Source organism: Amycolatopsis sp. NPDC045836 (assembly GCF_056431745.1).
Map to the genome: position 1 here is coordinate 375056 of NZ_JBWKKF010000007.1, position 13474 is coordinate 388529.

The 13474-nt window shown below is 69.2% G+C and carries 15 protein-coding genes; 13 read left to right on the forward strand and 2 right to left on the reverse strand.

Features of this window, described 5'->3' with window-relative positions:
- Positions 1 to 164 precede the first annotated feature (164 nt).
- The 13 genes from AC07EG_RS16115 (at position 165) to AC07EG_RS16175 (ending at position 11620) form a co-directional block, all read left to right on the forward strand.
- A complete protein-coding gene (locus AC07EG_RS16115; protein WP_478253862.1) occupies positions 165 to 473 on the forward strand; it encodes a hypothetical protein in 309 nt (102 codons plus the stop codon).
- Positions 470 to 994: a hypothetical protein gene (locus AC07EG_RS16120; RefSeq protein WP_478253863.1), complete on the forward strand. Its 525-nt coding sequence runs from the start codon at positions 470 to 472 to the stop codon at positions 992 to 994. Before AC07EG_RS16115 ends, AC07EG_RS16120 begins: the two co-directional genes overlap by 4 nt.
- Positions 995 to 1133: 139 nt before the next feature.
- A complete protein-coding gene (locus AC07EG_RS16125; protein ID WP_478253864.1) occupies positions 1134 to 1529 on the forward strand; it encodes a hypothetical protein in 396 nt (131 codons plus the stop codon).
- An 8-nt stretch (positions 1530 to 1537) separates the two neighbouring features.
- On the forward strand, positions 1538 to 4003 hold the full coding sequence (locus AC07EG_RS16130) for a bifunctional DNA primase/polymerase (RefSeq protein WP_478253865.1): 2466 nt from the start codon (positions 1538 to 1540) through the stop codon (positions 4001 to 4003).
- A 241-nt stretch (positions 4004 to 4244) separates the two neighbouring features.
- Positions 4245 to 4541 (forward strand): hypothetical protein, encoded by a 297-nt coding sequence (locus AC07EG_RS16135; protein ID WP_478253866.1) that lies wholly within the window; start codon positions 4245 to 4247, stop codon positions 4539 to 4541.
- Positions 4531 to 5355 (forward strand): DUF5677 domain-containing protein, encoded by an 825-nt coding sequence (locus AC07EG_RS16140; protein WP_478253867.1) that lies wholly within the window; start codon positions 4531 to 4533, stop codon positions 5353 to 5355. The genes AC07EG_RS16135 and AC07EG_RS16140 overlap by 11 nt, the downstream gene beginning before the upstream one ends.
- 114 nt (positions 5356 to 5469) lie before the next feature.
- A complete protein-coding gene (locus AC07EG_RS16145; RefSeq protein ID WP_478253868.1) occupies positions 5470 to 6015 on the forward strand; it encodes a helix-turn-helix domain-containing protein in 546 nt (181 codons plus the stop codon).
- Positions 6012 to 6203, forward strand: a complete 192-nt coding sequence (locus AC07EG_RS16150; RefSeq protein ID WP_478253869.1) for a hypothetical protein — start codon at positions 6012 to 6014, stop codon at positions 6201 to 6203. Before AC07EG_RS16145 ends, AC07EG_RS16150 begins: the two co-directional genes overlap by 4 nt.
- A complete protein-coding gene (locus tag AC07EG_RS16155) occupies positions 6190 to 6930 on the forward strand; it encodes a hypothetical protein (protein ID WP_478253870.1) in 741 nt (246 codons plus the stop codon). Before AC07EG_RS16150 ends, AC07EG_RS16155 begins: the two co-directional genes overlap by 14 nt.
- A gap of 80 nt (positions 6931 to 7010) precedes the next feature.
- On the forward strand, positions 7011 to 8456 hold the full coding sequence (locus AC07EG_RS16160) for a hypothetical protein (RefSeq protein WP_478253871.1): 1446 nt from the start codon (positions 7011 to 7013) through the stop codon (positions 8454 to 8456).
- A 26-nt stretch (positions 8457 to 8482) separates the two neighbouring features.
- Positions 8483 to 8890, forward strand: coding sequence for a hypothetical protein (locus tag AC07EG_RS16165; RefSeq protein ID WP_478253872.1), 408 nt, complete (start codon positions 8483 to 8485; stop codon positions 8888 to 8890).
- 94 nt (positions 8891 to 8984) lie between these two features.
- Positions 8985 to 9986 carry a tyrosine-type recombinase/integrase gene (locus tag AC07EG_RS16170; RefSeq protein ID WP_478253873.1) on the forward strand — a complete coding sequence of 334 codons (1002 nt, stop codon included), beginning with the start codon at positions 8985 to 8987 and terminating at the stop codon, positions 9984 to 9986.
- A 1160-nt stretch (positions 9987 to 11146) separates the two neighbouring features.
- Entirely contained in the window at positions 11147 to 11620 is a 474-nt protein-coding gene (locus AC07EG_RS16175; RefSeq protein WP_478253874.1) for a hypothetical protein, read from the forward strand.
- A gap of 24 nt (positions 11621 to 11644) precedes the next feature.
- Here the strand turns inward: AC07EG_RS16175 and AC07EG_RS16180 are convergent, their stop codons facing one another.
- Complete coding sequence (locus tag AC07EG_RS16180) at positions 11645 to 12853, reverse strand: helix-turn-helix domain-containing protein (protein ID WP_478253875.1); 1209 nt, start codon at positions 12851 to 12853, stop codon at positions 11645 to 11647.
- Positions 12854 to 12872: 19 nt separating this feature from the next.
- Positions 12873 to 13370, reverse strand: coding sequence for an NUDIX domain-containing protein (locus tag AC07EG_RS16185; protein ID WP_478253876.1), 498 nt, complete (start codon positions 13368 to 13370; stop codon positions 12873 to 12875).
- Between the last annotated feature and the right edge of the window lie 104 nt (positions 13371 to 13474).

Here is a 13474-nt window from a genome sequence, read left to right on the forward strand (position 1 = left end):
CGACTAATCAAGCCAGATCGCGCTAACTCGACTAAACAATTGCCCTGACCGCTGTGCGCCTTGACGGCGAAACCGCGCGCCGCATAGCGTTCCGGCTGTCGAGGAGTGCTGCTTCACGTTTCTCTCGGCGTTTCCCATTCAATTTCCCGCGTCGGGAGAAATCCATGAGCAAGCGAACTGCGCGCGAGCGGAGCCTGGCGGCCTCGGTCGCCGCGAATACGAGATGGTCGACCGAGGACGGAGCGCAGGCCACCGCGCCCGCTCGCCGCGCATTCTTGGACAGCTTCGAAAAGCAGGTCGACCCCGATCAGGTTCTGGATCCAGCCGAACGGGGGCGCCGCGCTGAGCGCGCCCGGAAGGCCCACTTCCAGCGAATGGCGCTGAAATCGGCCAAGATGCGCCGCCAACGGCGCGACGAGCATCAGGCCGCGCAGCGCGCAGCCGCCGCACGGAAGCTGGACGGTGCCGCATGACCGCCGCCGAACGGACCGTCGTCCGCCGCCGCGAGAATCTGCAATTCGAGGGATTCGCGGCCGAGCTGCGCCAGCAGATCGGCACGGCCTCGGTGGCGACCGACGCCGACGCGCTGACCCCCGGCGTCCTGGCAGTCGCCCGCGCCCGCTTCGCCGACCACGGCACGCTGCTCGCGGCCGACCTCGCCGAGGACGGCACCGTGCGCGGCCAGCTGGACGGCGCGGCCGTCGCGGACTGGTTCAGGCGGAGCGGCGTCGCCCCGCAGTGGGGCCGGAGTCCCAGCGCCGAGACGTTCGCCACCGTGGCCGCGCGGGTGCGTCAGGCCCTCGTCACGCGGGAGTGCGCGCGGCGAGAATCCGTTGCGCGGCAGGGGATTCGCGAGCGGCAGCAGTTCGCCGAGGCCAGCGAGACAGCCACCCGGCGGGCCGCACTGCTGCGCGAACTGGCCGAGCTGGAGCCGGAACCGTCCACACCGGACACCCAGCACGCGCCGGACGCCCGCCGCCGCTGGTTCCGCTGACCCGACCCCAGACACACGGCAGGCCCCGAGCGGGGGCGCTTCCGGGGCCTGCCGTGTCACCTACAAAAGGACTCCGGGGTCAGTTTAGCCGAGCAGGCTCGGCGAGAAAAGCGCCCGGGAGTCCCGAGAGGACCCCGAGATGATCGACAACTTCCCGCGTCCGCGCGGGTCGAACGAAACGTGCGAAGCGTGCCAAATCGAGGCGCGCGAAGCCCGCACCGTGCCCGATCTGCTGCACCGGTGCGACCGCGCAGCGGACTGGCTGGAGCTGCTGCGCTGGGATCTCGACGTGGCGGCCGTGCGTGGGATCACCCCGACGACCCGCGACCTGTCCGACGCCGAGCTGGCCGCGCTCGACGCGCTCAGCGAGGGCGCGCTGACCGCGCGACGACCGCAGGACCTTCGATTCGTGGTCGAGCTGCTACCCAGCGGGGACGTCCGGCGAACGCTGGTGCGAGGACACCGGCGCCTGTGGGCGACCCGCGTGCCCGGCGAGCGGGTGCTGGACCTGCTGACCGAGGGCGGTGCCCGATGAGCGCGGCCGTGGACACCAGCTACGAGCTCGTTCCGCCACCGCCGGACGCGGACCTGGGTGAGTGGGCGATCTGGTGGGCGGCCGAATTGGGCGTGCCAGTGTTCCCGCTCAACGACCGGGTGCCCCCTGGTCGCCTGCCTGCTGGTCAGGTCGACTGGAGCAAGCGCCCGCGACGCAAGTGCACGGACTGCCGTGCCAAGGGCAAGTCCGTGCGCCCGGCCCAGTGCCTTGCCGAGTGTGGGCACGCGCTGTGCCACGGGGTGCTCGGGGCTACCACCGATGTGGCCACGATCGCGAACTGGTGGGACGGGTTCCCGCGCGCCAACATCGGCGGCGCGATGGGGCCGGACGCTGGAATTCTCGCCATCGAGGCGGACGTGGCGCACGCCTTCAAGGACAAGACCGGGACTGTGACGCGGGTGGTCGACGGCCGCGAAGCACTCGCCGCCGCCATCGCCGAGAACGGTGGTGAGTGGCCGGCCACCTGGACGAACCTGTCCGGTTCGGACGGCCCCCACTACTTGTTCGCCTACCCAGACCGGTCGCGCCGCGACGGAAAACCCTGGGGCAATGGGGTGGGTGGCGAGAACCTGCACAAGATTGCCGAAGGCGTGGACGTGCGCAGCCGGGGCGGATATCTCGTGATGCCGCCCAGCGGTTCCAGGAAAGGCGCGTACCGGATCGAGCTGGCAACCGCGCTCGCTCCGGTTCCCGAGTGGGCGCTGGAGCGCCTGGACGCCCCGGAACGGCCAGCGCTGGCCCTGGCTTCAAGCGGTGACCATCCGGTGCCGCAGGTGACCGGTGACCGGGTGCGCGACGCCGCACACAACATCGCAGCGAAAGTCCTGCGCGAGTTGCGCAGCACCACCAGTTACCGCAACGACGCGCTGAACAGGGCCGCGCACACGCTCGGCGGGATCGTCGCGCACGCCGACAGCGGCATCACCGAGGACGCCGCCCGCACGATGCTGCTGGAGGCGGCTGCGGCGAACGGCTACGTCGACACCGACGGTGAAGCCGAGGCGCGCGGCACGGTGGAGTCCGGGCTCAGCAGCGGCATGGCCCGGCCGCTGACGCCATGGCCTCCACCCGACAGGGGCCCCGCGGTTTACACCGAGGAGGACGCGCGGCGGCTGGCCAAGGCCGATGGCATGTCGATCGAGGACGCCCGCGCCGAACTCGGCGTGCGCCCGGATTGCTCGACCGTCCCGCTTTCCGACGTACCGCCCCGGCCCGTCGGCGACCTTCGAGGAGAGCTGATGCGAAGCCTGCGCCAGTGGATGCATGTTCCGGACGCCGCTCCGGTGCTCGTCGCACTGGGCACGGCCGTGACCGCCGTTGAGCAAAACCCTGACGTGCAACCGGTCTGGCTTCAGCTTGTTGGCGCCAGCAGCTCGGGCAAAACCGAGGCGGTGCATCTGCTGCGTGAGATTCGAGCCGACAACCTCGACGACGTGACCGAGGCGGGCCTGTTGAGCTGGTCCAAGGGTAAAGAGGCCCGGCCCACCGGTGTGCTGTCGCGGGTGCGGTTCGGCCTGATCACCTTCGGCGACTTCAGTACCTTGCTCGCCGGTTCGGATCGCGGCGGGCGGGACAAGGTATTCAGTGCGCTGCGGCGCATTTACGACGGGGAGTACGCGCGCGACGTGGCCGCCCAGGCAAAGACCGCGACAGGTTCGCTTCGGTGGCAGGGGCGGCTTACCGTGGTATCCGCTGTTACCAGCGACATCGACCGAGCGCTGGCCTTCGCGCAGTCCCTCGGTGAGCGGTGGGTGTACTGCCGTGTCGCCGAGCCGAGCCGGGAAGAACAGCGCGCCGCCGCGAAGCGGGCGCGGCGGCGCGACCCGGAAGACCGGCGCCGCAGCGTCGAGCTGGCCGCCCAGCTCGTCCTCGCCGCACAAGCGAGGTACGCCGACACTGAGTGCTCGGACGAACTACTGGACGAGATCGATTTGGTGGCCCAAGTGGCCGCGTGGGGCCGGGCCAGCGTGCCCCGTGCGACGCACGGGGACCGAGCCATCACCGACACCGCGACCGTGGAAGGCATCGGCCGCATCGTGCAGCAGCTAGGAACGCTCGCGCGCGGCCTGCTCGCCCTCGGACTGTCCGATGCGGACACGCTGGCGCTCTGCCGTCGCGTTGCGCTCGACTCGATGCCCGCGAAGCGGCGCAAGGTTCTCGGCGTGCTGGCTGGGCTCGACTCGCCGGATACCGCTGGTGCCATCGCCAAGAAGGCCACCGTGGATCGCAATGTAGCCCGATGGGCCCTGGAAGACATGGAAGCGGTCGGCGTAGTGCGCGGCCATGGCGGCCGGGAAGACGACGAACTGGGCGGCGCCCTGAGCGTGTCGGCGACCGGCGAGATCGCGCCACACGACCGGGAGGCGAGTGGCTGGCGGCGGTGGGTACTGGACGGCGAGGCCGGTGAGGAGATCCGCCAGGTGTTCAACGGCACCCAGCGAGTTTCGGACTGAGCAGCAACCCAGAAACCCCGCACCTGCCACGGTGAGTGCGGGGCTTTCTGCTGTCTGTAGCCGAAACTGCTACAAACCGTGGGCTACGGGTGTACGGCTTGGGCTACGGCGCCTTATAACGCGCACGTAATCATCATTCATCAGAGAGTTACATCCCACGGTTTGTATCAGTTCTCTTTCAGGTCCTGGCACTGCCACCTGGCTGGTGTAACCCAGCCGCCGCCTTCGGCGACTTCGATGCATGACACGACACAACGACGTGAGTCGCGCCTTCTTGGCCTGGCTCCTGAACTACGACAGCGAGCCCTATCCGGAGAAGTTCCTCGAAGACAACCCGTCCGTGGATGGGGAACCTGTAACCGAAGCCGAACTGAGCCGTGCAGTACTCCAGGTTCTGGATTACGGGCTGATCGAGGGCACGGTCAGTGAGAGTGCCGGCGCCGAGTTGCCGAACCGAGTCCGGCTCACGCCCACCGGACGCATATGCGCCACAGACTTCGATGGTGACCTGGACCGATGGAGGACACATGCGCGCTGAAGTGCCCTCCGAAGAGGAGCTGCGAGAGGAGCTGCACGGCCTGCTGACCACCTGGCGCCAGCGGAGCGGCCCCGCTTCAATTGGTCGCGGCCGTTCGATGGGCGTGCACCACCTGGGCACCGTTCTCTCCCTCGCGGCGCATGTCCATCGATCCGCCGAAGCGGCGCTCACCCTGATGGACGCCGGTATGTCGCTGGAGGCGATGCCCGTGGTCCGTTCGACCTTCGAGCACGCGCTGACCTGCCAGTGGGTGTTCCACTACGGGGAGGAGGCGGCCAAGGCGTTGATCGACGAGGGGCAGAGGAATTCCAGGAACAGCGCTATGGAGATGGTGGGGATCGGCTGGTGGGAGAAGTCCGGCGACGTCGCCGCGCTCCTGGACGGCCCAACTCCGGAGGCCTCTTCGGCTGCCGCGTCAGCTCGACACTTCGATCAGTTGTGCACGGACTTGGCGCCTGGCGGGCGATCCGCTTACGCCACGTATCGAGTGATGTCCGCATTCGTCCATCCCGGCCCTACTTTCTTGGACCAGTACTGCGTGAACTTTAAGGACGATGGCGGGATCACCCTCCGGCAATCTCCACAACCGCTTCCGAACAGGCACGTGTGGCTTTGGACGCTGCCAGTCAGTTGCGTGTGGGCTGCTCGTGCGGTGGACATGTGCGACAAGGACCATCCCCGCTGGGAGGAGTTGCGTCACACCGCTCGCAGGCTCCTGATGACCTTGGACGTGCAGTTGAGCGAGAAGGCCCGCGTGCGGCAAGCCGAGTGGCGCAGGCGAGAGCGAGCGGCGAAGTCCGGCCGGGCAGAGTAGTCCTTGAGCGTGAGTCGAGTTAGCTCGACTCGGGAAGTCCACTTCGGACACATTTTGTCGACAAATCGGCGCGGCAGCACCGAATCCGGACCGGTCGCGCGCACGATGGACCGCATGACCGCACCGGAAGCGACGCGCCCGCGCGCTGCCTGCACCCCGCCCGCCGAGGCGGTCCCGTCGCGCGCGCGACGAGACGGCCGCGTGGGCCCTGCCGAGCGCGAGCGCCTGGCGCGCACCTTCGGCGCCCTGCTGTGGCGTGAACGCGCTGCCCGCGGCTGGCCGCAGGCGCTGCTCGCCTCACGGGCCGGGGTGTCCGAACGCCACGTTCGCGCCTTGGAGGCCGGGCACGTCCGTCCCTCCGACGACTTAACCCGCCGGGTGGCCCGCGCGCTGCGCGAAGGCTGCCCGCCGGTGGAGGCCGCGCTGCTGGATCTGCGGCTCCAGCGCGCGGCTGGGCCGAGCCTGCGCCCGTGGAAGCGGCGCCGTCCGCCCCGCAAGCGCACGGAGCAGCTTTACGCCGAGGCGGCGCGACTGCTGGCCGAGGCCGACCGCGCCGAGGCCGAGTCGGCCCAGGTGTGGCTCGACGAGTTGTTCGACTCGGTGGACACCGAGCACGAGCAGACCATCCGGGCTCGGCGGCGTCCGGCGGTGAGGCCGTGAGCGCCGATCCGCACGCCGACGGCCCACTGGCCGAACGCGCGCTGGCAGAGCAGGCAGGCAAGCAGCTGCTGAAGGCCGCCCGGCAACGGCGACGGCGCGACCGCGAGCAGCAGGCCGCGGATCTGATCCTGTCCGGCGCGATGGTCGAGCTGGACGCCGAAAGGGAGGTTCGCCGTGGCGAACGATGAGGTCCCGGGCGGTTCGCTGCCGCCGGTGCGCTGGCTGGGCGCCGAGCCGGTGCACCCGGTCGAGGTGGGCGGCACTTTGCGGTGGGAACATCCGGTCACGCTGGACCACGCGGACGTTGGTGAGCCGGTGGAGCTGTTCGGCGAGCAGGCCGACGCCGCGCCTGGTCTGCCGAGCCTGCGGCAGGGGGCGGTGGATCTCATGAGGGTGTGGCGCACGGCGTTGTGCCGGACGTGCCAGCGCGCCCGCTGGGCAGGTTGGGACGATCTGAGCGCGGACGGGTTGCGCGGCCCCACGGCGGCTGAGGCGAAGTCGTGGACGTGCGGGCGCTGCGTGGCGCTGGAGGCGAAGGCGACTCGGCCGCCGGGGTACGAAACCAAGGCAGCTGCCTCCGCATCCAGCCCGGGACCGCTGTGCGCCCGGTGCCACCGCCACCCGGCCGCGTTCGCCCGGTACGGTCAGCGCCGCTGCATCGCCTGCGTGGGCACCGAAGAGTTGCCGCTGCCGCAGTGGAAAGCAGCGGCGATGCGCGCCAGCGCCGAGCAGCAACTGGCCGAGGCACTGGACCGTGATTTCGAGCCCCATCTGGAGCCCGACGGCTCGCTGACTAAGCCGCCGCGCTGTGCCTGCGGTTGGAGCGCGCCGAGCGACTGGGCCGGTTTCGGGCTGGACGTGGACGGCCGCTGTCCGCGCTGTGCGCTCAGCGCTGCACTGGAGGTGTCTGGCTGATGCCTGTCCCTTTCACCCCGGAGCACGTTCGGGTCATCGACACATTCTTGGCAGCTGACGGCACCCCGATGGAAGGCCGGGTGACGTTCACGCCGAGCACGGTGGCGAAGACACCGGCCGCGACGCTGGTTCGGTCGCCGATCGTCGCCAAGGTGGTCGGCGGCGTGCTGGACGTGACGCTGGTGGCCACCAACGCCGCCAACGTCGTGCCGTCGGGCTGGACGTACGCCGTGGAGACCTCGCTGGGCCTGCCCGGCTCGAACGGCGCGCTGGGCGTGGACAGCTGGGCGCGGGACCGCTATTCGATCTCGCTGCCCGCCGCCGTGCCCGAGGTGGTGCTGCGGAACCTGACGAAGGTTGAGCCGGTGCGCGAGAGCCAGTTCCAGGTACGCACCGTCTCCGGCGTCCCGGCCGGACTGGACGGCAACGTCCCGCTGACCGCCGACGATCTGGCCGCCGCCGGGGCCGGTTTCGCCTCGCAGGCCGCACTCGATGCCCTGGCCGGGCGGACCGTCGTGCTGGAGGACCACCCGCCGGCGCACGCTGACCAGCACGCCCCTGGCCAGCCGGACGCGCTGACCGGGTACGTCACCGCGGCCGAGGTGGGCGCCCCGGGCGGCGTGGCCGCGCTGGACGGCGACGGCGTGGTGCCTGCTTCCCAGATCCCGGCGATCGCGATCTCGGACGTGACCGTGGTGGCCGACGAGGCCGCGATGCTCGGCCTGGCGGCGCAGCGCGGCGATGTGGCCGTGCGCGGCGACGTGAACGCGACCTTCATCCTCGGCGCCGAGCCCGCGTCGGTGCTCGCAAACTGGATTCAGCTGCCCGCCCCAGCCAGCGGCGTGCTCTCGGTGGCGGGCAAGACCGGCGTGGTCACGCTGGCGAAGGCGGACGTCGGTTTGGGCAGCGTGGACAACACCGCCGACGCGGCCAAGCCGGTGAGCACCGCGCAGGCCACCGCGCTGGCGGCAAAGGCGGAGATCCTGCCGAGCCCGACGGACGCGTTCATGTACGGCGACGTGATCAGCTCGCACCCCCGGGCGAGCTGTCCGTGGCCCGAGTCGATGTCGAACGGCTTCCTGACGGTCGGCGCGCTCAGGGCGCCAAAGGCCGCGCTGCTCAGCAAGTTGCGGATGTGCGTGGTGGGCGCGGCTGCTGGGGCGTCAGGCACCTTCGACCTCGGCATGTACCGGGGCACGAGCACCGGCTCGCTGGTCTTCGTGACCTCCTGGTTCGGCGCCTCGCTGGTCAACTCCCTCGGCGTCAAGGAGTTGTCGATCGCCGCCCCGTTCACGGTCGCGGCGGGTGAGTGGGTCGCCTTCGCGGCCGTGGGCACCGCCTGGACCACCGCGCCCAAGTTCAGCTCCGTACCGACGGGAGCAAACTTCGACCAGCTGATCAACTCGGCGACCGTGCCGCTCTCGCTCTACAAGTCCGGGCAGAGTTACCCGCTCCCGGCGAGTTTGGACTTGGGCGCGGCGGGCTGGTCGAAGGCGAACCAGTCGTTCTGGTTCGGGTTCAGCTGATGGCCCGATCTGGGCATAATTCGGCTGTGCACGATGACCTACCGCCGCTGGTGGACCCGTATGACGATCCTCGCTTCGAGGTTGCCGACTATCCCGGTGGCGACGAAGCCCGCGAGCGCGACTACGAGGCTGCCAGCGAGGAATACGATCGGGCACATCACCTGCATGCGCTTGCGGGACGCTTCAGCGAACACGAGCAGTACTACGCACACCGCACCGAGGTTCAACGTGTCATCGAAGCGTTAGCCGCCGACGCCGCATGCGATGCCAGAACGATTTCCTTGTGGCTGGTTCTCGACCAAGGGTTTCCTTGGCGCGAGAACTGCACTTTGAGCGACTTGCAGCGGATGCTGGCTTTCCTCCGCGACGACGAACACAGGACCGAGATCCTGAAGCTTACCTCGGCCTCTCCACCGCGAGGTGCCAACAGCTAACCGGCACCATGCATCCCTAGCTCGTCCCTGATTTCGCGACAAGAATCCATCTGACTCCCGATAAACATGCCTTATCAGGAGTTAGAATCGGACCATGGACACCTCCCCGGTGGTGGTCGAGCCCGCCGCGACACAGCTGTCCGAGCTGGACACCTCCGTCTCCGAGCGCACCCGGCAGCGCATGCTCGACGGCGTGGCCGCGAACACCCAGCGCGCATACGGGCGCCAGTGGGCGACCTTCTGTGCCTGGTGCATGAAGTCGGGCAGGGCGGCCCTCCCGGCAACAGCCGAGACGCTGGCCGAGTACATCGCCGAGCTGGCCGACGCCGACAAGTCGCCGGCCACCATCGAGCAGGCGCTGGCCGCGATCCGGACCGCCCACCGTTCAGCTGGGCACCTCCGGCAGCCGGACACCCGCTCTGCCCGGCTGGTCCTGCGATCCCACCGCCGGGAACGAGCTGCCGCCGGGAAGCGGGTGAAGAAGGCGCCGCCGATCGTCATTGAGGCGCTGCGGGCGATGGTGGGCACCTGCGACACCGCCACGTTGCGCGGTCTGCGCGATCGGGTGGTGCTGGTGCTCGGCGTGGCGATGATGGGCCGACGCTCCGAGCTGGTTGACCTGGACATCGGCGACGTGCGCGAGACCGAAGAGGGCATCGAGGTTCTGATCCGAGCCAGCAAGACCGACCAGGACGCCGAGGGCGTCGTGGTCGCGATTCCGTACGGCCAGCGCCCAGGGACCTGCCCGGTGCGAGTGGTGCGGGCCTGGGTAGCCGCGCTCGCCGAACTCGGCATCACCAGCGGGCGCCTGCTGCGTGCGATCAACCGACATGGCACTCCGTCGGCGAGCATGTCGACCGATGCGGTCGACGACGTGGTGCGCGACCGGGCGGTGGCCGCCGGGCTCGCGAACGCCGAGGAATACTCGGCGCACAGCCTGCGCGCCGGGGGCGCGACCTCGGCGGCGAAGGCCGGGGTGCCGGTCTCGGTCATCGCCGCCCACGGGCGGTGGGCCGAGGGTTCACCGGTGGTGTTCGGCTACGTTCGCGCAGTCGACCGCTGGAAAGACAACGCGATGCACGGTGTCGGCCTCTAGTCACGAGGCCGCCAGAACGAGGGAGCACTGAAGATCGACACAGACAGCAAGCTGGTCAGGTTCCTCTCCCGACCTATCAGCAAGACCGGCAACAGGGTGCGTCGTCTGGCTTTTCTCGCCCTTGGCGTCTGCACAGTCGTCCTGACAATCGGCCCACTTCTCCTCGATGCTGGCGAGTGGATCATGCTCCCACGCAAGGCAGAGTGGTGGGCTGCCGCAGGCCAGTGGGCTGGGGCAATCGGCACCGTTGCGGCCGTCGTAGTAGCACTGGGGATTGCAGTTAGGGACGGCCGTCTAGCGCGCCTTCACGAGCGTGAACGAGAGCTGGAGCGCGTCGACCGCGAGGCTGCTCAAGCCCGCACTGTAGTCATTGAGTTCGTGATTGGGGAGGGATCCCCGTGGAGTATTGGATTGTCGATCACGAATTACAGCCCGACTCCTGTATTCAAGGTAGCCATATTGACAGTGGACTGGCTAGAAAAACCAGATCTTGACTGGAAGAACGGCAATCCCGCCCAGGGCGTGGCACCTTTCAAGGAAGTGTTACCTGGCAACGGGGGGCGATTCTCGATATCGGGCCAGATGGTGGACGCCGATGGAATGCCTGCGATCATGGAGGATGCGGGAACTTTTATTCCCACATTCTGCTTCATAGATAGCAATGGGTTCCGGTGGACTCGACGTGGCAACAGTGCGCCAGAACGTGACTTTTCCAGGGCGTCCCAGTAGCTCCCCACGCGAGTCTAGTAACAAGTTCGGCCTACCGAACGACTATGGATGCGACGACAGCGAAGGGGACGACATGAAGCCCTATCTCATGGCCCGTGAGGTCCTGAGCCCTCATGGCGAGAAGCCAGCGAAGCTCGGCCGGGTGCACGCGCTGGCGGTGGACGAGGAGGGCGGGCAGGATCGGATCGTCTGTCACTTCGAGGGTCGGTGGACGCCTGTTCCGAACAATCTGCCTTGGGGATCAGCTGCGCCAGATGAGCGTTGCGCAGAATGCGCCGAACATGTTCGGTCGGACAGATCTTCCACGCGTTAGAACTGCCAGTGCAATCCTGGTGCTTTCGGCCTCATGGCGGGGAGCCAATGTGAGTGACCCGCCCCCTGACTCTGAGGAGCCCGAAAAGTACTTGGACAAGTCCCCCTCAGCCGGACGCATGGGCAAGGCGGTCGAGTACCTGGTGGCGTCGGCCTGCATCCTGGCGTCACGCGGCGAGCTGAACGCCGCCACCTCGCTAGTGGACGACGAGGGAGTGGACCTCGTGTTCAACCGGCGTGCCAGCTCGGCGACGCTGGCCGTGCAGGTCAAGGCACGCATGTCGGACAGCAAGCGCGTGCAGGCGGGTTCGTTCCTGGCGTTTGTGCGCTCGCAAACGTTCCGGCCGCGCCGCGACCTGGACCTGCTGTTCGTTCACGTGGAGGTGACCGAGGCCCGGCTACTGACGGCGTGGCTAATCCCCAGCGTGGCCTTCGCCTCCATGGCCGGGGCATCGAACAGCCGGGGCCGGTTGCGGTTCTCCGCGTCGCTCAAGCCGGACAGCCAGGACCGCTGGCGGAAGTACCGCCTGGAACCCGCAGAGCTGGCTCCCCGTGTGCTGGAGCGACTGGACGCGCTGAACGACGAGCGTTGAGCTGGTCCACTGCGCGGCCTGCGGTCAGAGGACGCCGTAGTGCGCCGCGAGTTCGGCGAAGCGGCGGCCTCGCCTGCGGGTTGCCCGGTCCACCAGCCCGCGCATGACCGTAGTCCCCAGCGGCTGGCGCTGCGCCCAGTCCGGCGCGAGATCCCGGGCCTGGCTCAACAGGTCCACGGCCAGCTGATCGCGCCGCAGCTGGGCGGCGGCGTGGGCCAAGTGCAGCCGGTGACCGGCTTCCCAGAAGGCCGGCACCGGGCCCTGCGGTTCGGCGATGCGGTCGGCAAGCCGGAGCGCGGTCTCCGGGTCGCCGAGCCGGACAGCGTGGTCCACGGCCTGGAAGGCCGCCACCCGTGGACCGAAAATCGCGGCCTCGGTCGCGTTGTCCCGTCCGGCCCGGAGCGCGGCTGACTGGGCGATGGCCAGCAGGTCGTTGGCGCGGTCACCGCTGCCGGAGCGCAGCGCGGCGTTGGCGGCGTTGAACAGCAGGTTGCCGAACACGCCCGCCCGGGTGATGTCCCGGTCGAGCATCCGGGGCTCGATCTGCTCCGCGGCCTTCACCGCGACGCGCTCGGCGTCCTCGGTGCGGCCCTGCTTGATCAGGGTCCACACGAGGTAGCGCAGCGAGATCGCCGAGTCGATCTCCGGGTTGCCGGACTTACGGGCGGCGGCCAGGGCGCGCTCGGCGGCGGTCCACGCCAGATCGTCCATATCGAGCCGTCCGGCGATCCCGGCTCCGAGCCGGTAGGCCGTGGACAGCAGCTGCTGCGCGGCGGCGTTCGCGTCACCGGTGGTCGCGTGGACTAGGCGCCGAGCGTCGGTGAGCAGGACCGGCAGGGCGTGCAGCAGCTCGCCGTGGCGTCCGTCCACGTAGGCTCGCCAGGTCGCGTGGCTGGCTTTGGTCAGGTGGGTCGGGTCGCTGATGTCGTCGATATCGGCGAGGTCGTCCAACCCAGGCACCTCGGCGCTGGCGGTGATCGCCTGCCGCAGCCGGGCGACCTCGGCGTCCCGCACGGCGTGGGCGGCAGGCAGCAGGCCGAGCAGTGCGTCCGGGGTGACCGCCAGCACCTGCGCCAGCTTCGCCACGGTGGCGGGGCGCGTGGTCCGGCGTTCCCCGCGCTCGATGCGCCCCACGGTGTCCACCCCGACCGCCGCAGCCGCCGCCAGCTCCTCTTGCGAGAGGTTGCGCGCCTTGCGGAAGCGCGCCAGGTTCTCCGCCAGCGAGCTGGACACTTTCCCCCCTCGGCGTGCGCTAGTTCCGGACGGTCGTCGCAGGGTGACCGGCTTCGCAGAACACGGTCGCGCCGTTGTCGGCCGCGCGCAAGGCCGTGCTGATCCGGGCGTGAAGGGTGGGCTTCACCAGCGTCTCAGCTTCGCCCAGCGTGTACAGCCCCACGGACTGGATCTCCGGGTCGGTGGACTGGATGCCGCGCACCTCGTCGTCGGTGATGAGGCCGCCGTCGAACACGAACGCCAGTCCTTCCGGCATCACGCCCTGGGTGCGGATGTGATCGATGACCAGCAGCGTGCCCAGGGGCCGGGTGATGCCCAGCTCCTCGTAAAGCTCGCGGGCCGCTGTGACCCACGGGGCCTCTTCCGCTTCGACCGCGCCGCCCGGGATCTCCCATTCGGGCTTGTACGTGGTCTCCACCAGCAGCACGCGCGACCGGTCGTCGCGCAGCAGCACGCCAGCGGCCGTGCGCTTCCGGTTGAGCGAAGCCGCGTACTCACTGAAGGGGAGGAGGTCCACGGTGTCGCAGGCTACCGCCCCCAGCGGATTACCACTTTCCCTGCTCGAAAGGCAGAGAACGCCCGGAGACCGCCGGGAACACATGCTCAGGGGCTGTGTTTTCG